At 42.1% G+C, this 20,175-nt stretch carries 19 protein-coding genes, 12 tRNA genes, 1 rRNA gene and 1 other annotated feature; of the genes, 13 read left to right on the forward strand and 19 right to left on the reverse strand.

What is annotated here, in order from left to right:
* Positions 1-119: 119 nt before the first annotated feature.
* Positions 120-551 (forward strand): GNAT family N-acetyltransferase, encoded by a 432-nt coding sequence (locus YK48G_RS05645; RefSeq protein ID WP_203629755.1) that lies wholly within the window; start codon positions 120-122, stop codon positions 549-551.
* Positions 552-708: 157 nt separating this feature from the next.
* On the opposite strand, the gene YK48G_RS05650 is transcribed toward YK48G_RS05645, so the two are convergent.
* The gene (locus tag YK48G_RS05650) at positions 709-2,052 is read right to left on the reverse strand and encodes a PFL family protein (protein WP_203629756.1); all 1,344 of its coding nucleotides are present in this window, start codon (positions 2,050-2,052) and stop codon (positions 709-711) included.
* Between the two features lie 11 nt (positions 2,053-2,063).
* A complete protein-coding gene (locus YK48G_RS05655; protein ID WP_203629757.1) occupies positions 2,064-2,333 on the reverse strand; it encodes an ACT domain-containing protein in 270 nt (89 codons plus the stop codon).
* A gap of 312 nt (positions 2,334-2,645) precedes the next feature.
* Here YK48G_RS05655 and YK48G_RS05660 point away from each other — a divergent pair, with 312 nt between their 5' ends.
* From YK48G_RS05660 to YK48G_RS05680, 5 genes are all read left to right on the forward strand, one after another.
* Positions 2,646-3,212 (forward strand): sugar O-acetyltransferase, encoded by a 567-nt coding sequence (locus YK48G_RS05660; RefSeq protein WP_203629758.1) that lies wholly within the window; start codon positions 2,646-2,648, stop codon positions 3,210-3,212.
* Between the two features lie 70 nt (positions 3,213-3,282).
* Positions 3,283-3,519: a binding site (T-box leader), on the forward strand.
* A 544-nt stretch (positions 3,520-4,063) separates the two neighbouring features.
* Positions 4,064-4,876: a 2-keto-4-pentenoate hydratase gene (locus YK48G_RS05665; RefSeq protein ID WP_203629759.1), complete on the forward strand. Its 813-nt coding sequence runs from the start codon at positions 4,064-4,066 to the stop codon at positions 4,874-4,876.
* A 368-nt stretch (positions 4,877-5,244) separates the two neighbouring features.
* Positions 5,245-6,537, forward strand: a complete 1,293-nt coding sequence (locus tag YK48G_RS05670) for a Y-family DNA polymerase (RefSeq protein ID WP_203629760.1) — start codon at positions 5,245-5,247, stop codon at positions 6,535-6,537.
* Between the two features lie 16 nt (positions 6,538-6,553).
* Positions 6,554-6,874, forward strand: a complete 321-nt coding sequence (locus YK48G_RS05675; RefSeq protein ID WP_203629761.1) for a hypothetical protein — start codon at positions 6,554-6,556, stop codon at positions 6,872-6,874.
* A 99-nt stretch (positions 6,875-6,973) separates the two neighbouring features.
* A complete protein-coding gene (locus tag YK48G_RS05680; protein ID WP_203629762.1) occupies positions 6,974-8,011 on the forward strand; it encodes a matrixin family metalloprotease in 1,038 nt (345 codons plus the stop codon).
* Between the two features lie 113 nt (positions 8,012-8,124).
* Here the strand turns inward: YK48G_RS05680 and YK48G_RS05685 are convergent, their stop codons facing one another.
* From YK48G_RS05685 to YK48G_RS05700, 4 genes are all read right to left on the reverse strand, one after another.
* Positions 8,125-9,294: a pyridoxal phosphate-dependent aminotransferase gene (locus YK48G_RS05685; protein WP_203629763.1), complete on the reverse strand. Its 1,170-nt coding sequence runs from the start codon at positions 9,292-9,294 to the stop codon at positions 8,125-8,127.
* Positions 9,295-9,400: 106 nt separating this feature from the next.
* Entirely contained in the window at positions 9,401-10,063 is a 663-nt protein-coding gene (locus tag YK48G_RS05690; RefSeq protein WP_203629764.1) for a methionine ABC transporter permease, read from the reverse strand.
* On the reverse strand, positions 10,060-11,082 hold the full coding sequence (locus tag YK48G_RS05695) for a methionine ABC transporter ATP-binding protein (protein ID WP_203629765.1): 1,023 nt from the start codon (positions 11,080-11,082) through the stop codon (positions 10,060-10,062). The genes YK48G_RS05690 and YK48G_RS05695 overlap by 4 nt, the downstream gene beginning before the upstream one ends.
* Positions 11,083-11,094: 12 nt before the next feature.
* Positions 11,095-11,934 carry a MetQ/NlpA family ABC transporter substrate-binding protein gene (locus tag YK48G_RS05700; RefSeq protein ID WP_203629766.1) on the reverse strand — a complete coding sequence of 280 codons (840 nt, stop codon included), beginning with the start codon at positions 11,932-11,934 and terminating at the stop codon, positions 11,095-11,097.
* Between the two features lie 1,065 nt (positions 11,935-12,999).
* Here YK48G_RS05700 and YK48G_RS05705 point away from each other — a divergent pair.
* The 7 genes from YK48G_RS05705 to YK48G_RS05730 all read left to right on the forward strand — a co-directional run bounded on the left by YK48G_RS05705 (position 13,000) and on the right by YK48G_RS05730 (position 18,714).
* Positions 13,000-15,150 (forward strand): amino acid ABC transporter substrate-binding protein/permease, encoded by a 2,151-nt coding sequence (locus YK48G_RS05705; protein ID WP_203629767.1) that lies wholly within the window; start codon positions 13,000-13,002, stop codon positions 15,148-15,150.
* Positions 15,147-15,884, forward strand: coding sequence for an amino acid ABC transporter ATP-binding protein (locus tag YK48G_RS05710; RefSeq protein ID WP_203629768.1), 738 nt, complete (start codon positions 15,147-15,149; stop codon positions 15,882-15,884). The genes YK48G_RS05705 and YK48G_RS05710 overlap by 4 nt, the downstream gene beginning before the upstream one ends.
* A gap of 122 nt (positions 15,885-16,006) precedes the next feature.
* Positions 16,007-16,141: a hypothetical protein gene (locus YK48G_RS13600; protein WP_284692017.1), complete on the forward strand. Its 135-nt coding sequence runs from the start codon at positions 16,007-16,009 to the stop codon at positions 16,139-16,141.
* A gap of 80 nt (positions 16,142-16,221) precedes the next feature.
* Positions 16,222-16,761 carry a hypothetical protein gene (locus tag YK48G_RS05715; RefSeq protein WP_203629769.1) on the forward strand — a complete coding sequence of 180 codons (540 nt, stop codon included), beginning with the start codon at positions 16,222-16,224 and terminating at the stop codon, positions 16,759-16,761.
* A 187-nt stretch (positions 16,762-16,948) separates the two neighbouring features.
* Positions 16,949-17,101, forward strand: coding sequence for a hypothetical protein (locus tag YK48G_RS05720; RefSeq protein ID WP_203629770.1), 153 nt, complete (start codon positions 16,949-16,951; stop codon positions 17,099-17,101).
* A 13-nt stretch (positions 17,102-17,114) separates the two neighbouring features.
* Positions 17,115-17,489, forward strand: a complete 375-nt coding sequence (locus YK48G_RS05725; RefSeq protein ID WP_203629771.1) for a hypothetical protein — start codon at positions 17,115-17,117, stop codon at positions 17,487-17,489.
* 67 nt (positions 17,490-17,556) lie between these two features.
* Positions 17,557-18,714, forward strand: a complete 1,158-nt coding sequence (locus YK48G_RS05730) for a site-specific integrase (RefSeq protein WP_203629772.1) — start codon at positions 17,557-17,559, stop codon at positions 18,712-18,714.
* A gap of 174 nt (positions 18,715-18,888) precedes the next feature.
* Here YK48G_RS05730 and YK48G_RS05735 read toward each other — a convergent pair.
* The 13 genes from YK48G_RS05735 to rrf form a co-directional block, all read right to left on the reverse strand.
* Positions 18,889-18,973 (reverse strand) — tRNA-Leu (locus YK48G_RS05735).
* Positions 18,974-19,019: 46 nt separating this feature from the next.
* Positions 19,020-19,090 (reverse strand) — tRNA-Cys (locus YK48G_RS05740).
* Between the two features lie 19 nt (positions 19,091-19,109).
* Positions 19,110-19,181, reverse strand: a tRNA-Gln gene (locus YK48G_RS05745).
* Between the two features lie 7 nt (positions 19,182-19,188).
* Positions 19,189-19,261 (reverse strand) — tRNA-His (locus tag YK48G_RS05750).
* A gap of 14 nt (positions 19,262-19,275) precedes the next feature.
* Positions 19,276-19,346: transfer RNA gene (locus YK48G_RS05755), tRNA-Trp, on the reverse strand.
* Positions 19,347-19,350: 4 nt separating this feature from the next.
* Positions 19,351-19,433: transfer RNA gene (locus tag YK48G_RS05760), tRNA-Tyr, on the reverse strand.
* Between the two features lie 5 nt (positions 19,434-19,438).
* Positions 19,439-19,511, reverse strand: a tRNA-Phe gene (locus tag YK48G_RS05765).
* A 58-nt stretch (positions 19,512-19,569) separates the two neighbouring features.
* Positions 19,570-19,644: transfer RNA gene (locus YK48G_RS05770), tRNA-Asp, on the reverse strand.
* Positions 19,645-19,660: 16 nt separating this feature from the next.
* A tRNA-Val gene (locus YK48G_RS05775) sits at positions 19,661-19,733 on the reverse strand.
* Between the two features lie 2 nt (positions 19,734-19,735).
* Positions 19,736-19,807, reverse strand: a tRNA-Glu gene (locus YK48G_RS05780).
* Between the two features lie 19 nt (positions 19,808-19,826).
* A tRNA-Ser gene (locus YK48G_RS05785) sits at positions 19,827-19,918 on the reverse strand.
* Positions 19,919-19,931: 13 nt separating this feature from the next.
* Positions 19,932-20,004 (reverse strand) — tRNA-Asn (locus YK48G_RS05790).
* A 5-nt stretch (positions 20,005-20,009) separates the two neighbouring features.
* A 5S ribosomal RNA gene (gene rrf / locus YK48G_RS05795) occupies positions 20,010-20,126 on the reverse strand.
* Positions 20,127-20,175: the final 49 nt, after the last annotated feature.

Genomic DNA, 20,175 nt, shown 5'->3' on the forward strand with positions numbered 1-20,175 from the left:
TTAATTTAATAACTGTTGTGAGTACCTTCTTATGGTACCATTATCTTGTTTGAATTTCAGGCATCTATTTGTAATTATTATAATATGTTTTAAATCAAACAACTACTGAGGTGATCTCTATGACGTTAATTGTTAACAGCACAAAACCAATTCGAGCCGCTGCAGCCTATATTCGGCTATCAGTCTTCGTTTTAGAACGTGGCATTGCACTTACTGACGAGTTTGATGATAAGGATTCAGATGATATGATTTACGCTGTTTTGTTTAAAGAAAGCCAACCGATCGCAACTTGTCGCTTTGAACAATTGGACGCCACCACGCTTAAAATTGGTCGGGTGGCAACCCTGAAGGCGTATCGCGGCCATGGCTATGGTAGACAAGTTATCACCGCAATGGAAAATCGGGCCAAAGAAGCCGGCTTGACTCAATCAATTATTCATAGTGAGTTAACCGCCCAAGGCTTTTATGAAAAAATGGGGTATCGACCAATTTCCGATGTTTTTCTAGAAGATGGCGTTCCCTGTATCATTGTCAAAAAAGATCAGCTCTAGCGGTTATTATAATCACTTTATCCTAACAAACTTACGGCTAGCTGATCGGGTTATGCTGAAGAAACTGATTATCATCATTATAAGCCAATCGCGCAATCATCCCCAATAGGGTTAATTGCGCGATTGGCTTAAATGATGAACTCAAATATGATTATTTTTAATTTTTAAACGAATGAATTGGTGCCGGGATTCGGCCGCCTCGATTCACAAATTTAGCTGGACTATTGGGGTTGACTGGCATCACTGGCGCATACCCAAAAATACCACCGAAGTCAATTTGGTCGCCAACCTGTTTGCCCGCCGCCGGGATCACTCTGACAGCAGTTGTTTTATTATTAATAACCCCGATAGCCGCTTCGTCAGCAATCATCCCACTAATTGTTTCAGCTGGCGTATCACCTGGAATTGCAATCATGTCTAAACCAACAGAACAAACTGCGGTCATGGCTTCAAGCTTTTCCAAGTTCAGATTACCATACTCTACGGCTTTGATCATCCCACTGTCCTCAGATACTGGAATAAAGGCACCGGATAAGCCGCCAACATGTTCACATGCCATCACGCCACCCTTTTTAACCGCGTCATTTAAGAGGGCCAATGCAGCAGTCGTTCCAGGTGCCCCAACGCTTTGCAAACCAATTTCTTCAAGAATCTCGGCAACTGAATCTCCCTGATTTGGCGTTGGGGCCAGTGACAAATCAACAATTCCAAATGGTACGTTTAAGGCTTTAGCCGCGACATTCCCAACAAATTGCCCCATTCTAGTTACCTTAAAGGCAGTCTTTTTAATCGTTTCAGACACTTTATCAATGGGCGCCCCACTCACTTTTTCCAATGCTCGTTTAACAACTCCGGGTCCGCTAATCCCGACATTAATCACTTTATCAGCCTCACCGACGCCGTGAAAGGCACCTGCCATAAATGGATTATCTTCGACCGCGTTTGCAAACACCACCAAGCTCATGCAACTCACTGGATCGATTGCTGCCAGCTCTTTGATGACTCGACCCATTTGCTTAACGGCATCCATATTAATCCCTGCCCGGGTTGAGCCAACGTTAACCGAACCACAAACCCGTTTGGTTTCACTCAACGCCTGTGGAATTGAATCAATTAACTTTTGATCACCACTCTGTTCGCCCTTTTGAACAAGTGCTGAAAAGCCGCCAATTAGGTCTACTCCGAGTGTTTCAGCCGCTTTTTCCATTGTTTGCGCGTAAGCAACGTAATTATCGTCATGACAAGCTGCGGCAACCATCGAAATAGGCGTCACCGAAATCCGTTTATTAACAATGGGGACCCCATATTCTGCTTCAATTTGGTTAGCAACTTTTACTAGATCCTTTGCGCTAGTTGTTAATTTGTCATAAATCTTTTGCCGTGCTTTACTACCATCACTATCAATGCAGTCAAACAGCGAAATTCCCATTGTAATGGTTCTGATGTCCAGCTTTTCTTCTGAAATCATCTGGATCGTCTCTAGAATCTGTTTGGTTTCCATCTTGATGTCTCCTATAATTTTTGAATGGCGTCAAACAATTCTTGGCGTTGAATATGAATATCCAAACCAACTCTTTGACCCAGAGCTGTCAGAGATTGTTGAACGACATTAAATTTAACGTTGTTTTCATCCCACTCGCCCATCAACATCATCGTAAACTCCCCGTGCATTAAGGTCTGCGAAATATCCGTAATGTTCACTTGTAATTCAGCCAATTGTTGAGAAACTGTCGCAACAATTCCAACTTGATCATGACCAATAACTGTAATAACCGCTTTCATCGCTATCTTTCCTTTCACCCAAAATAGGTTTTATGTCACTTAATTTAAAGCGTGAAGTGACAACGAGAAAAAGTGATTGACCAAAATTTGCCTGTGTCATCTAACCCATCGCTGGTTAAATGACACCTACAATAATTATTATTTTGATATTTAGCCAATCCTCATCATTTTCTAACGCTTTTATTTATCATACTCGAAACTATCTTAACCATCAATTTGTTTTTAAATTTAACCTGATGAATTAATTGCCTTGAGATTCATGCTAATAAAAATGATATAATTTTATTAATTTAGTAAAAAGGTGGTACCTTTATGGCAACTGAGAAAGAAAAATTTTTAGCGGGTGAACCTTACCTGGTGATGGACCCAGAACTAACGGCTGATGAGACAAAGGCCCGACGACTCTGCAAAATGATGAACGAGTTAGATGACACGGCCAGTGCTGAAAAAGAACAACTGATTCGTAAGTTGTTCGGTTCAGTTGGTAAAAGCCCGTGGGTTCAACCTAATTTTCGTTGTGACTTTGGCTATAATATCCATGTCGGTGATCATTTTATCTGCAACTACGATAACGTCATTCTAGACATCGCACCAGTGACAATTGGCAACCACTGCATGTTAGCGCCACGGGTGCAAATTTATTCAGCTTATCATCCATTAGACCCAGCTGAACGGGCTAAATTTGTGGGAATGGGAAAACCAGTGACTATTGGCGACGATGTCTGGATTGGCGGCAATTCCGTTATTTTACCAGGGGTCACGCTTGGTAACAATGTCATTGTTGGTGCCAATTCTACAGTCACTAAATCCTTTGGCGATAACTTAATCATTGCTGGTAATCCCGCTCGAGTCATCCGTGAAAATCCAGTCAAAAAATAATTTTTTTGCCATTTGGTGTTGACAATCAAAATAACCAGGTGTAGATTAATGACAATCATTAAATTCAAATTAAAAAGCGATGAAGAGAAACTTCATTTAGTATTAACAATCAGAGAGTTGCTGGTTGGTGCGAAGCAATTTGTTATATTAACTGATTATCGTCTCTGAGCTGTATGGTCAAAGATTTAAGTAGATCATGCTGGGTACACCCATTATTGTGTCAGCGTATCGTGAAAACTGTACGTGTGAGGTCATGCTAGTAATAGTATGGCAAATGAAGGTGGTACCGCGCAAACGCGTCCTTTTAACTATCCCAATTGGGGAGAGTTAAAGGACGCGTTTTCTTTTTGGATTTGATGAAATTAACGAATAACATAAGGTGGTGAGGACAAATGGAATCGGAGATTAGGCCCGATAATAAGAATCCGGGTCAGATTAGTTACTTAAAAAAGGTTGTATCCGCACATAGCATCAATGATGTTTTTAATCACATAGTTACACTTAACATAGCACCTATCACATATTTTACGTCACGCATTTGTCCTCACGTTTTTTCGACAAGCGAGGACAAACTTAAGTTTTTGTAGGACAGCTGCGTCAGGCAGGAAGCTATGGATAAGCGCCTTGGTCAAAAATTCCAAAACCAGGAATTTCCGCCCAAGGAGACTTCTCCTTCGATTCTTAACCGCCTGACTCCGCTCACTTATTTTTAGGACAGCTGCGCAAAGCAAGGATCTGCGCGTAAGCACCACTAACAAAAATTCCAGAACCGGGAATTTCCGTTAGTGGAGACTTACGCTCCGATCCTTAACCACTTTGCTTCGCTCACTTGACTTTAGGAGGTCACGCTTATGACAGAACAAGCAACTATGACATTAACTGAAAAAGAAACTAAATTAGCAAATGACTTATTTCATGCTTATCAAACTCATGAACCATTAAAGGAATCAGATTACAAAGGTGTTGTAACCGATGAAAATGCTGCTTATCGAGTGCAAAAGAAGTTAACGGCGTTAAAAAACGAAGAAGTTGGCGGCTATAAAGTTTCATTAACCAGTAAGCAAACCCAAGATATGTTCGATTCCGACTCCCCGCTTTATGGCGCTCAGGTCAAGAGTCACTTCGTTCAATCACCCGTGACACTTCACCGTGCAGAATTAATGGAACCGTTAGCTGAAGTGGAGATGCTGTTCACGGCAAAAGAAGATCTCAGCAGCAAAGACTCCCTTGAAGATTTAATGAAAAAGACCAAAGTGGCTGCTGCCGTTGAAGTGCCCGATTCTCGCTTTAGTGACTGGTTCCCAAGCCTTTCAAAGTATATGGTCATGTCAGATGCAGCCGTTGGCGGGTTCGTCGTTTATGGTCAGGAAATGGATACCCAATTATTATTTGATCAAGTAGACGACCTAGCTAACGTGAAATGTGAATTGTTCCATGATGGCAAAAAGCTAAAGGATGGCGCTTCATCAGAGGTTCTTGGCAACCCATTAAATTCATTGCATTGGCTAGTTGCTAAGCTTGAGGCCCAAGGAATGCCTCTTACTGCCGGCCAACGGGTTTCAAGTGGCACTTTCCTGCTTCCAGAAAAGTTAACTAAAGGAACTTGGAAAGCGACCTTTGATAAGGGCCTTGGCGCAGTATTTCTAAACGTTACTGGTGATTAAACAGTTTAAATTTAACCATTACTTAGAACAAATTGAATTGATTGATAATTGATAAAAATGAAATCGTCAAAGCGTGACGAGAAATGCTTTGACAAGCAAAAGGATCACCCCAGGTTAAAACGGGTGATCCTTTTTTAACCGTTAATTTTGAGCTTGCTATCATTTAGCCTGTCCGACCAAATAGCCCGATTCCAGTTCAAAAATCACCCCATCAATTCCAAACTAAAATCCTATGCCTAAGATCTCCTGTAAGTAAAGTTTGTGTGCTGACAGCCCGTTAATAGCCGCTAATGCCTGATTACCAGCTTGACTTTTCGAACAAATGTTCGTATTATTTAATTAATCCATCATATTGGCAGGTAATCTTGATGACAACTCCTCTTGATAACAAGCAACGACTGCCCGTCCACGATATTATGTGCATTGACTGTAAGTCCTTTTTTGCATCCACTGAAGCCATTAAGCGCGGCGTCCATCCCCTCGCCGCTAAAATTGCAGTGATGAGTCGAGAAGAATCCTCTGGCGGCCTCATCTTAGCGGCCAGCCCCTACACCAAACAGAACTACGGCGTTAAGTTAGGATCGCGGCGGTTTGAAATTAACGATCAAATGAATATTGAAATGGTTGAACCTCATATGGCTGATTACGTTGCTTTGAATTACAAAATCAACCTCATTTATCGCCAATTTACTGACGATAAAGATTGGTACCCCTATTCAATCGACGAGAGTTTTATCGACGTCAGCCATAGCCATCAACTATTCGGTACAAACTTGCAAATTGCTAAAAAAATCCAGGATCGGGTATTTCACAAAACTGGTATTGTGACTTCCATTGGCATCGGCCCCAACCCCCTCTTGGCAAAACTAGCTTTAGACAATGCCGCTAAAAAGGCTGAACCTTGGCGGGCTCATTGGCACTATGATGACGTTGCCGAAACCATCTGGCAAATTCCTAAATTAGAAGATATGTGGGGGATTGGCAGCCATACGGCTACTAAATTAAATCGACTGGGCATCTATACCGTCAAAGAACTCGCTCACGCAGACGTTCAACTTCTCAAAAAGCAATTTGGGATCTTAGGCGAACAACTTTACTACCATGCTTGGGGAATTGATTATTCCGAGATTGAAAAGAAGTATCTCCCCCGATCAGAAAATAAGGGCTATGGGAATTCTCAAATTCTCATGCGAGATTACACTGAGCTATCAGAGTTGCTCACTGTCCTTAGTGAAACTGCCGACCAAGTTGCTTCTAGGTTACGCAAGAACAACGTGGTCGCCGAAGTTGTGGGCATCTTCATCGGGATGGCCACTACTGATCAACAAGGCCGCACCCATTTTTCAGCCCAAATGCACATCGAGGCTACTAACACTACTCAAAATATCACCCGGGCTGTCCGCTATTTATTAAAGTCAAAGTGGGATGGCAGCGCGGTCCGTTCAGTCGGTGTGCGGTGCAACCGGCTTTCTCGAAAGCGGCAAACCCAATTTAGTATTTTCGTTGATCCCGCTAAAACCTTGGCTCATGAGAATCTTGATAAGACAATTGACACTATCCGAAAAAAATATGGTTATGCAGCCTTAATTAGGGCCTCGTCCAAAACTAAGGGCGGCACTGCAATTAAGCGAGCGAATCTGCTTGGCGGCCACCAAGCCTAATGGGAGGTCATTAACGATGCTAACTGAATCTAAAACCCTTATTAACAATTACCGCCATTATTTTACACGATTACCAAACACATTATATTGGCTAGTAATCGTCGATAATCATTTTGCCGATCGCTATTATTTTTTCCTTTATAGCCAAAAGATTGGTACTAACTTGCTGCATTCCCACGAATTGTTGGCATTAGCTCATGATAAATCCCGATATCAACAAGTTTTAGGCGACCTAAAAGCCATTAGCCATCTTCGAATCGACTATCGAGACACCACTCATCTGGTAGAACCCACGGCGGAAGTTACCGTTGATAAAATTCACGGCCACAGCAGCTAATCACTGAAATTAGAACGGATCACCGGTTCTTATTAGGCGCTTTGGTAGGCTAACTATGATATATTATTAATGATTCACGTACCTTGAAAGGAGTCTCTTATGTCTCGTTATCTCGCTAGATTCAGGGGACTATCTGCCCTCTTAATAATGCCAATGGTTATATCGCTTGTAATAACCACTCCGACGGCTGCTCAACCGGCCGCCCAAGTGCTGACTAAGAAAAAAATAACGCCCAAAGCTTATCATGCGACTGCCGGATACATTTACAGTACGCCAAAATTAACCAAGCCAAGTCACAATGCCAAGCATTACCCCAAGACAATTTTTTACGCTTACCAACAGGTTCTCGTTAAAAAAGCGACTGGTAAAAACGCTGTTTATTATTACGTTAGCAGCCAAAACAAACAACTCCGTGGCTATATTTGGCGCGGGTACTTAAAGCCGATAGCCAAGCAGCAATCGGCGATGTCTCAAAAGTCCCTTATTAAATTGATTAACGCAGCCGCCGATATGGATCCAGACAAATCACTTTTGGGTCTCAAGCAGATTAACTATCAAGCGCACGAAAACGTCTTTGACCTTGGCTATAATTTGCTGCACTTTTCGCCTCAATCAACGTTTAAAGATCATCAAGCAACGATTTATGTTACTGCTAATCAATTAACGCCCTACACTGAAGCGGCGATGACCAAATGGAATCAAGCCCTCGGAACAACCGTTTTTAAACTGGGGAGCAAGCGCAGCCATACCCTAACCGTTCAATTTGGAAACGGCACTAAAGAGGGCTGGGATGGCCTCTACAATGGCAAAGCAGTCTACGTTGACCAAACTCACTTCGACGATCCCAAGTATCCAATCGGCTATATGAATCCTAAATTAGCTGAACAAACTTCAACGGATCAATACTGGACAGGGGTAATCGCTCACGAGCTTGGGCATACTTTAGGCTTGGATCACACCGGTTACCAAGAAGATTTGATGTACGCACCGAATAGCGATGGTAATGTGATTGCGAAGTATCTATGGAAAAAACCGATTCAAAAATCAGCAAGTGGGTTAGACGGCACCGAAATGGCCACGATCACCACTCGGGATTTAGATCGCGCCAAACTTGCCAAGCAATTGGGGTATTGGTAAGATTTTATCAGTGAAATAGTCATTTTTAGATTATTAATTCATCATAAAAAGGCCAAGTAAGTTGGACCGCCCTCCATCAAAGGTGGCCGATCCAATTTACTTGGCTTTTTTAGTTAAAATAAGTTAAGCTTAGCAATTCGTTGACAAGCTTCCGTGAATCTCGGCTCATCAATCAACAACCCAACACGGACATAACCTTCGCCGCCCTTGCCAAAACCATTTCCTGGGGCAACCGCCACGGCTGCTTTCTCTAAAAGCAAGTCAGCAAACGATTCGCTGGTATATCCTTTAGGCACTGGCATCCACGCGTAAAACGAACCACCAGAATGGTACGGTTCCCAGCCAATCGATCGAGCAGCCTTAAAGAATTGGTTCCGGCGCTTTTCATAAAGGGCCACTAACTCATGCACCGTTTGTTGGTCGCTGTTCAATGCGGTAATTGCCGCTTTTTGGATAGCCGGAAAAACACTGACAAACAAGTGATCCTGAATCAAATTGATGGCTTCAATCATGTCGGCATTCCCCGCGGCAAACCCAATCCGCCAACCAGCCATATTAAACGGTTTAGAGAAGGTGTAAGTTTCGATACCAACGTCTTTGGCTCCCGGTGTCTGTAAGAAGCTTACCGGCTTTTTACCATCAAAACCAATGGGGCCATATGCAAAATCGTGAACCACGCCAATGTGGTAATCACGAGCAAACTCAACGGTTCGTTTGAAGAATTCTGGCGTAGCAGTCGCCCCAGTTGGATTATTGGGATAATTAAGATACATTAATTTAGCGCGGTCAACTACAGCTTTATCTAACTCTGAATAATCCGGCATGAAGTCATTCGCTTCTTTTAACCGCATCAACGCCAATTTAACTTGGGCTAACGCGACGCCTGAAAAGTAATCAGGATAGCCGGGATCTGGCATTAAGATTGTGTCGCCGGGGTTTAAAATTGCAAACGGCAATTCAACCAAGCCAATCTTGGAACCACCTAAAATGGCAATTTCTTTTTCCGGGTCCAAGGAAACGCCATATTCACGTTGGTAAAAATTAGCCGCAGCCTCTTTAAGTTCCGGATCCCCTCGAAACAGCGAGTACTTATGATTTTCAGGCTTCGCTGTTTCTTCTTGCATTGATTTAACAATAAACTCGGGAGTTGGTTGATCTGGATTCCCCTGCCCTAAGTTAATGACATCGGCGCCCGTTGCAATTTTAGCATTGACCTTTTTGACTAAACTCGCAAAAAATTGTTTAGGCAACTGCTGCAACACTTTTGATTCTTCAAACTTCAAAATAATTCCTCCAATTTTCTAGTTTTTAAGCAACTTCATTGAACTACCAAAACGTCATCAATCAAAATATTTGCTGACGTATGGCCTCCTAGCTGCTTTGCACCGCTTAGGAACGCGTATAGTGGACAGCTAAAAAGTCCCCAATCCACTGAATGATTTGAACAATAATGACTAAAATCACAATCACACTAATTAGGACCCCGGTATCATAGCGGTTGTAACCAAACTGAATGGCAAGATTCCCAATCCCACCAGCGCCAATTGTTCCAACCATTGCCGAATAGCCAATCAAACTAATAATTGTCAAGACAATCCCCCGAATCAACGACGGCAAGGCCTCTGGGAATAACACTTCTTGAAAAATCAACCAAAAGTTAGCGCCGGTTGAACGGGCTGCCTCAATAATTCCTTCATCAATTTCGGCAAACGCACTTTCGGCAATTCGGGCAAAGAATGGGACTGCGGCAACTGATAAGGATACCGTGCCGCCCATTGGTGTATAAGGGTCGCCGGCAACCAATTTGGCAAACGGAATTAAGACGACCATCAAAATTAAGAACGGAAACGAACGGATAGCGTTGATAATAAACCCCACAACAGCGTTAACCACCGGTTTAGGTGAAAATAGGCGGTTGGAATAGTAGTAAAGGGCCAAACCGATTAACGTGCCAAAGACAATGCCAATAATTCCAGAAATCAACACCATTTCAGTGGTTTCCCACAAAGATTGTCCTAAATTTGCTTTTAAAATTTGAATTGTTTCATTCATCGGGCAACCTCCTCTACCATGTCGACCTTTTCAGTAAATAATTGAACTGCCTTGGAAATTGCACTCGGTTCACCAGTGATAAAAACTGCTAAAACCCCAATCGCATTGGAATGAATATATTCGATTCGACCTTGTAAAATACTAATGGCAACGCCGGTACTTGAAGAGATCTCAGTGATTACCGGATCAAGAGAATCATCACCTTGATATTTCAAGGTTAAAATCACGCCGGGTTCGCCACGCAACTTCTCGCGTACTTCATCTGGCAATTGCTCATCCAAAAATCGGTTAACCAATCGCTTAGCCATGCTGGACTGAGGATCGGCAAACAACCGATAAGCCGTCGTTTGTTCAACAATTTGGCCAGCTTCCATCACGGCAACTCGGTCAAATAAATCCTTGGCGACTTCCAACTGGTGAGTGATAAAGACAATCGTAATATGCAGACGCTGATTGATGTCTTTTAAAATTGCGATGATTTCTTGGGCTGTTTCCAAGTCCAACGCACTAGTGGCTTCATCACAAAGCAGAATATCCGGATCGTTGGCAAGCGCCCTGGCAATTCCCACTCGCTGTTTTTGGCCGCCGGATAATTGTGCTGGATAATTATCCTGCCGATCCTTTAAACCGACCATATCTAAAAGCGCATCGATCTTTTTTGGTTGCGCTTTTTCAGGAAAACCGCCAGCAGTCAGCGCGAAAGCGATGTTTTGGGCAATCGTTCGGTTATTAATCAAGTTAAAGTTTTGAAAAATAAAACCGATCTTTTTGCGTGCCGCTGCTAATGCCTTCTTGGTTGCTTGAGTAATGTCGACCCCATTAACGACAACCGTTCCTTGGCTTGGCTTCTGTAGACCGTTAATCGTGCGGACCAGCGTTGATTTACCAGCGCCTGAAAGGCCGACAATGCCAAAGATCTCTCCCTTTTCAATTTTAAGGGACACATTTTTGACCGCTTCAATCTGTTTGTGCTTTTGCTCAAAAGTAACTGAAACGTTTGAAATTTCAATTTGACTCATTCAATCACCCCACTAATTCCAGGTGTTTGGTTTCTGAAAATCTTTAAATTTTGAATTAGCAATCGCCTTTTTAAATTTGCTGCTGTTTAAAACGGACTTAACTGCTTTAGCAAACTTTGAATTTTTCTGACTGCTTCGAACAACAAAAACTTCTTGGTATTCCGGTTTAAGATTTTCCAATACAAGGGCACTACTTGGCTTTAATTTCGCATTCCAAGAGAAATTACCCGGAATCAACGCCGCCGTGACGTTACTTTGAGATTGCGGTAATTGCGCGGCATCCAGTGTCTTGAATTTCAAGTGCTTAGGATTTGAAGCAACATCTGCTAAACTTGCTGTTGCCACGTTAATGCCCTTTTTAAGGGTAATCAAGTGATTATCAGCCAGTAACAGCAGTGAACGCGCTAAGTTAGACGGATCGTTGGCAATTGAAATCGTATCGCCAGCTTTTAGGTCATTAAGTGATTTAACTTTTTTAGAATAAATCCCCATCCCTAAAGTTGGCGTTTTCCCGATAGCAGCTAATTTCAAATGATTGGCCTTTGAAAACGTCTTTAAATAGGCGGTGTGCTGAAATAAGTTGGCGTCAATTTCTCCAGAATTCAGTGCCTTATTGGGCTGAACGTAATCGTTAAATTCTTTGATTTTGACTTGAAAGCCCTTATCTTTTAATAATGGCCCTATTACGTCCGTTGCCATTTCACCATAAGGTCCAGGGGCCACCCCAATCGTTACCGTCTTAACTTTGCTGCTGGCAGAACCGCCGGACGAAAATTTACTAATACCAAAGATGCCAGCAAATAATACAACAATGACGCCTAAACCAATTAACCACTTTGTATTTCTTCTCATAATCTTTCCTCCAAATAAGTCAGCGATGCAACGCAATTAGCAAGTGGGCCAATTTACGGCCATCACATAAAGGCATTGTCAGCCAAAAGTTGCCCCTTTGAAAATTTTGACCGGTGATACTTCGCGCCACCCGTTACTTTACACAACTGCTCTATCAAACAATCAACTACCCAACAATAAAAAAAGTCCTTCATCAAATTTAATTGACAAAGGACGACAAAGCCGCGGTACCACCTCGTTAAGCACAGAACATGTGCTCACTCATTCAATGCTGTAACGGGCAATCCCGAAGCCGGTTTACGTTAAAAGCTTACCAACTTAATCAATTTCTCAAAAGACCATATTCCCAAAAACAACCGGCTCATCTCTCAGCAAACGATGATTCTCTGTCTCCATTTGTTTTCAGTACTCATCCTTTAAGTTAATGGTTTACATTATGAGTAAATCATTGGTAAATGTCAAGAGCATTTTAATCTGTTGCTCATTTTATAAAATAAAAAACAACCTAACCACTGATAGTAACCGGTATTTCTCTCCGCAACTAATACTGTCAAGTGTACATGAGCCCAAATATCTGGTATCATAGTCACATTATTGTATGTGATATTTTATTACATAGGAAGTGCAAAGCGGAAAGCTGTATCTAAAATTCTAAGCGGTTTGCTCTGCTCACTTTTAGGACAGCTACGCCAGGCAGAAAGCTACACGTAAGCACCTCTAACAAAAATTCCAGAACCGGGAATTTCCGTTAGAGGAGACTTACGTTCCGCTTTCTAAACGCCTGGCTCCGCTCACTTATTTTTAGGACAGCTACGCCAGGTAGAAAGCTCCGTATAAGCACCTCGGACAGAAATTCCAAACCCGGGAATTCCTGTCCGAGGACCCTTATACTCCGCTTTCTAAACGCCTGGCTCCGCTCACTGTTATTAGGACAGCTGCGCAAAGCAGAAGCTTGCACCTAAGTCCGCTTGCCCAAAAATCCAAAAAACCGGGATTTCCGGTCAAGCGGACTTAGGTGCAAGCTTCTAACCGCTTTGCTCCGCTCACTTACTGAGGAGGATATTCATGAAGCACAAAGTTTTCAAAATTTTTGGTTGGGCCGCTTTTTTAATGACCTTATTTTTCTGTTTATCGCAAACCACGATTACCGCCCAAGCAAAAACTTATCAGATTGGCACGGACGTCACCTATCCGCCATTTGAATTCGCCAATAAACAGAATAAATACATTGGTATTGACATTGATATTATGAACGCAATTGCCAAAGAAGAAGGCTTCAAAGTTAATATCAAACCGGTTGGCTTTAACGCGGCCGTCCAATCCGTTCAATCGGGGCAATTGGACGGGGTGATTGCCGGTATGACCATCACGCCAGACCGAAAAGTCAAATTCGACTTTGGAACGCCCTATTACAAGACCGGTGTCGTGATGGCAGTTGGTAAAAACAGTCATATCAAGAGCTTTAAGCAATTGAAGGGCAAACGCGTCGCACTAAAGACTGGTACGGCAGCGGCTGACTATGCCAACAGCATTAAGAAAAAGTATGGCTTTAAAACGGTCACTTTTGATGACTCTAATAATATGTATGAAGACGTTACGACCGGCAATTCGGTTGCGTGTTTTGAAGATCAGCCAGTGATGCAGTACGGTATTAAGCAAGGCCTAAAATTAAAGATCGTCACCTCCCCTGCTAATACTGGTTGGTATGGTTTCGCAGTTAAGAAGGGCCAAAATAAGACACTGCGGTTAAAATTCAACCGCGGACTCAAAAAGATTCAAGCTAATGGTACCTATGATCAGATTGTTGGCAAATACTTAGGAAATAAAACGAACCCGCAAGTAAAGGGAAAAACGTTTACGATTGGTACGGATGTCACGTTTCCACCCTTCGAATTTGCCAACAAGCATAACAAATACGTTGGCATTGATATGGATTTAATTCGCGCAATTGCTAACGAACAAGGATTCAAAGTGAAAATCAAACCGGTTGGCTTTAATGCCGCCGTCCAATCTCTGGAATCCGGCCAAATTGATGGCGTTATCTCCGGGATGTCAATCACTAACGCTAGAAAGGCAAAGTTTGACTTCTCAAAGCCTTACTTCATGTCGGGAGTTGTTATGGCAGTTGCCAAGAATAGCAAGATTACCAGCCTTTCTCAGCTTAAGGGCAAACGCGTTGCGATTAAAACCGGGACTAGTGCAGCTGACTATGCCAATAGCATCAAGAAAAAGTATGGGTTCCACACCGTGACTTTTGATGACTCAAATAACATGTACCAAGACGTTACGACCGGCAATTCAGTTGCGTGTTTTGAAGACCATCCAGTGATGAAATATGCAATCAAGCAAGGAACAAAGTTAAAAATTATCACCAAGCCAGCTGAAAGTGCACCATATGGTTTTGCGGTCAAACGTGGCCATAACCAAGCACTATTGGCCGCATTTAACAGTGGCTTGGCTGATTTAAAGGCTAGCGGTACTTATGACAACATTAAGGCTAAGTATTTAGGCACCAATGATAATGATTCGGTTGCTAAGACAGCGGCCGCAGATGACAGTGACTCACGGACATTTATTGGCTTGATTAAGCAAAATCAAGGGGCACTACTTTCCGGCCTGAAGGAAACCATGTGGCTGACAATTGTCTCAATCTTTTTTGCAACTATTTTTGGGATTATCGTCGGCTTGTTGGGCGTTGTCCCAAGTAAATTTAGTAATGGGGTTTCCTCAGTGTTAATTTATCTATTTAGGGGAATGCCATTGCTAGTGCTGGCACTCTTTATCTATACAGGGATTCCAAGCCTGACTGGAACAAAAATTCCGGCATTTGTCGCCGGAGTTGTAACTTTAACCTTTAACGAAGGTGCCTACATTGCCGCATTTGTTAAAGGTGGCATTGAAGCTGTCGACCCGGGGCAAATGGAAGCTGCCAGAAGCTTGGGGTTGCCGTTTGGCAAATCGATGCGCAAAGTCATCTTGCCACAAGGTATTCGAATCATGATTCCGTCATTTATTAATCAGTTCATCATCACCTTAAAAGATACGTCAATTTTGTCAATCATTGGCCTATTGGAATTAACCCAAACCGGAAAAATCATTATTGCCCGTAACTTGGAAGGCTTCAAAGTTTGGACAATCGTTGCTGCAATGTATCTCATCATCATTACATTGCTAACCTGGCTGTCAAATTGGGTGCAAAGGAGAACTAAAGTATGAGCGAGAAATTAAAAGTTACAAATTTGGTTAAAACATTTGGTACCAACGAAGTGTTGAAGGGAATTAATTTGACCGTTAACCAAAACGAAGTGGTTGTCATCATCGGCCCATCTGGTTCCGGTAAAAGTACCCTATTACGAGCCTTAAATCGTTTGGAAGAGCCCACTTCTGGATCAATTGTCATTAATAATGTTGATATTGCCAGCAAAGGTGTCGACATCGATACGGTCCGGGAAAATATTGGAATGGTCTTCCAACATTTCAACTTATTTAGTAACCTTTCAGTTGGTGAAAATATTATGTTGGCCCCAGTTGAATTGAAGAAGGAAACTAAGGAACAAGCCGCTAACCAAGCAAAACAATTATTGAAAACTGTCGGCCTGGAAGAAAAATTCGATGCAACCGTTCAATCCCTATCAGGCGGCCAGCAGCAACGAGTTGCGATTGCCAGAGCACTAGCAATGGATCCCGACATTATGTTATTTGATGAGCCAACTTCGGCGCTTGACCCAGAAATGGTTGGCGATGTGCTGGCAGTTATGAAAGATTTAGCTAAAAAAGGCATGACAATGGTAGTTGTGACCCATGAGATGGGATTTGCTAAAGAAGTTGCCGACAGAGTTGTTTTCGTCGATAACGGTCAAATATTAGAACAAGGGACTCCAGAGCAAGTGTTTGAACATCCAAAGAATTCGAGGTTACAGGATTTCTTGAATAAAATTTTAAATGTTTAGTGTTGGGTCTTCACTAAAAGTTGTTGCCTTAGACGATTATCGTCTAGGGCTTTTTTTATGAAGATGTCTTGTTTAGCTTGTGTTAAAATGAACATAAATAAGATGATTGGGAGGCCAGCAAAATGAAATTTTTAGTTCTTTGTGCATCAGCGTTGACTTTGTGTACTGGCGCAATTGGCGTCAGTCATTATTGCAATCAGACGCAACATTATCAGCAGCAACCCCGAATTGAACGTGGGTGTGGGATGATGCGATAAGTACATTTTTATCATTAACGTAATTGGCAAGCTGCCCTACCCAGTCAGCTTGCCAATTAATTATGAGTGGAGATCTTTATTTGGGACTATTCAAGCGATTATTTGACAATTCAAAATTAAAAAGTAATGTAACTCATACTGACCATTCAGATTTTCTCAGCGATGCTAAATTTGCCACTCAAAATATCCCTATTTATTGGATTCAGTACGAAGAATCTTTGTATCTTCTAATGTTTACCCATAATTGCCGAACTTATTTTGATCGAAAGGATTTTGTCGTGCCACGACTTGGTATGCTCAGACATGCTTTAGGATACGTTGGCAATGTGCTTTCTTTTGTCGACCTTCACACCCAAGCTCAAGTCATCGTTACAACGGATGATATTGATAAGATTGTCCAAACGATCAAGTCACCTGATTTTGATCAAAAATTTATCAATAACTATTGTGAAGCACTGGACTACAAATTAGGCTTCGTTAAAAACGATCAAGAAAAATTAGTTTGGATTACCAGATGGCAACAACGGCTAAAACCATTTGAGAAGCGACTGTCCACCGAACTTGTGGAGCAGTTTAAACAACATTGTTTGGCGTTAAAGAGACAGTTAACGACTAAATAAGTACGTGCTAGATTGTTTAAAATCTGTCGCCTTTTTTTAATACAAACGGCCGGATTTGGACACCAAATTAATGAAATTATTAGTAACTTGGTACGAGTTGTACCAATGAAGCTTAGCTCAGGAAGTATTTCTAGTTACTATACTGAGCCGTGTGTTCTGTTAATGGCAGATAAAGTGGTTAACCACGATGAATAACAATCAGCAACCAGAAAATAAACTTTATCAAATCGGCGCAATCATCCAGTCTATTGGCTGCATCGGTTGTATGTTACCGTTAGTCATTTTCTTTAGCGCAATTTTCTTGTTTGGTATCTGGGAAATGATGACAGCATTCTTTTAGTACGGAGGAAAATATGAAACTTAAGAAGTCACTGCTGTTGGGGATTACAGCACTGTCACTTGGTACATCAGTTAGCCTAATTGGTGCTCAACCGGTTAATGCAATGAGCATCTATAATTCTGGCAATCCATTCTGGAATCGATTGCCATGGGTTACTTTGAAACATAATGTTAGGGTTCACAAGATGCGAATCGTCACACCCAACTACAAAAGCTATTCAGTTGGTGCTTATGTTGCTAAAAAGGGATACCACTATCGTTTGGGCCATTGGGGAAACAATTATTCTTGGACTCTTGAGTCTGGACGTTTTAAGGGTAACCACCACTATTCCTACGTTGTCGCTAAGGGAGCAAATAATCACTCTTGGTTTAGATTTGGAATTCATTAATAAATGCCCATTTATTTGGACTTTTATTTAACACAAGAAACGAACGTGTGTACGGGAGATGAAATAAATGGCGAGTGTTCGAAAATTCCATAATACTTGGCAGGTCCGAGTAAGTTATAAAGACAAAACTGGAAAACGTAAATCAATTTCCAAGTCCGGTTTCAAAACAAAAAAGATGGCTCAAGAGTATGGGACTAGTTTAGAGTATGAATATGGTCATGGTGGTCAACTAGAGGATAAAAATGTTGGTTTTGTAAATTACTTCATTGATTGGTATCAAACTTACCGAGAGCCTAGTCTTTCTGAAAACACTAAAACTAAGTATATCTATACGATTAACGTAATTACTGAATTTTTTGGTGAAACGAGACTTAATGATGTCACCAGAAGTGCCTACCAAAACTTTCTGAATGTATATGGCCAAGGAGACGATACTAAGAAGCACCCTGCTCACGCTAAAGCAACAGTTGAAAAAGTCAATACACATATCAGGGCTGCTGTGGAGAATGCCGTAAATGACGGCGTAATCAACCGAGACTTTACTATGAACACAAAAGTCGTTTATGATAAAAAACACACCAGGGAAATTAAATATCTCAATGAAATTGACGCAAAAAGGCTTATATCCTATCTCAAGACACATCTTAACGACTCAGTTGTATTTGGTATGTGTTACACCGGCTTAGTGACAGGTATGCGTGCATCTGAAGTTGCGGGATTAACTTGGGATTGTATTGATAAAGAAAATTTAACTCTTGATATTAATAAATCCTGGAATTTTAAACAGTTTAAGTTCGGACCAACTAAAAATCCTTCATCAACACGGGTCATTGAAATCATTCCAGATCTCATCAGTGTTTTAGCTCATGTTAAATTTCTCCAGAACACTCAGTTGAAATTGAAACATCAGCAAAACAAAAAGAATCTCGTCTTTATGACCAAAGCATTCACCGTTCCAGACTATAACACTATCAACAAAGAACTACGGGTTGCACTTCAAGGAGCTGGTATCAAGCAAGATTTGACGTTCCATGGGTTGCGTCATACCCACGCTTCCCTACTTTTATACGATAAGATTGCTATTCCTTACATTTCAAAACGCTTAGGTCACAAGAATGTAGATACAACTATCAAAACTTACCTACACATTACCCAAGAACTTCAAAGTAAGGAGTCCGAAAAGACAATTTTGTATTTGAATAAATTAACCAAAACTGCTAACTAGTGTGTTCCAAAATTTGTTCCACATTTTTATGTATAAAAAAGACCGATGTTCCACTTTGTTCCACCAACTTTTGATAACGTATGTGACTCTATGTGGATTAATTTAGATAAAAAAGAAGGAACGCTGATATATCAACGTTCCTTTACCTTCAAACTACTCTATGTGGCTACTTAATACCGGAGGTGGGGTTCGAACCCACACGATCTCAACGATCACTGGATTTTGAGTCCAGCGCGTCTGCCAATTCCGCCACTCCGGCATAATAATAAATGAAACTAAATTGATTGGCCAATAAAAATGGATAAAGGCGGTAATCGGATTCGAACCGACGATGAAGGTTTTGCAGACCTCTGCCTTACCACTTGGCTATACCGCCATAACTTTGGCTAACCCAACTGGGTTAGCTGGATTCGAACCAGCGCATGACAGAGTCAAAGTCTGTTGCCTTACCACTTGGCTATAACCCAATCAAAGGGCGGTAGGTGGGAATCGAACCCACGCGTGTCGGATCCACAAACCGATGTGTTAACCACTTCACCACTACCGCCATAGTATTATTAACAGGGATAGTAGGAGTTGAACCCACACCGACGGTTTTGGAGACCGTAGTTCTACCATTAAACTATATCCCTAAGATGGAGGGGAGTGGATTTGAACCACCGAACCCGAAGGAGCGGATTTACAGTCCGCCGCGTTTAGCCAGACTTCGCTACCCCTCCATGAATGGCGCGGGACAGAATCGAACTGCCGACACACGGAGCTTCAATCCGTTGCTCTACCGACTGAGCTACCGAGCCATACATCTTAACGTTATAATACTAAGTGTTGTGTATTCAATTTTCAAATACATAACAACGGTTCGTACGAGACTCGAACTCGTGACCTCCTGCGTGACAGGCAGGCGTCCTAAACCAACTAGACCAACGAACCAATGTTGCTATGGAAATGGAGGATACAGGGATCGAACCTGTGACCTCCTGCTTGTAAGGCAGATGCTCTCCCAGCTGAGCTAATCCTCCAATGACCCGTACGGGATTTGAACCCATGTTACCGCCGTGAAAGGGCGGTGTCTTAACCACTTGACCAACGGGTCATAACTTATTATTCGGTTACGGAGAGTAAGGGATTCGAACCCTTGAAACAGGCTTTTACCCGTTTACATCATTTCCAATGATGCTCCTTCGGCCAGCTCGGACAACTCTCCAATTAAATAATAACTCCGGCAGGCGGGCTCGAACCGTCGACAACCTGATTAACAGTCAGGTGCTCTACCAACTGAGCTATGCCGGAATATTGCGTGGCAACGTCCTACCCTCGCAGGGGGCGATCCCCCAACTACTCTTGGCGTGCAGAAGCTTAACGACTGTGTTCGGCATGGGAACAGGTGTATCCTTCTGGCTATCGCCACCACACTTTTGGTAATGAAAGAACTTCGTTCTCTCAAAACTAGCTAATATTAAT

Source organism: Lentilactobacillus fungorum, from assembly GCF_016860605.1.
GTDB classification, from domain to species: domain Bacteria; phylum Bacillota; class Bacilli; order Lactobacillales; family Lactobacillaceae; genus Lentilactobacillus; species Lentilactobacillus fungorum.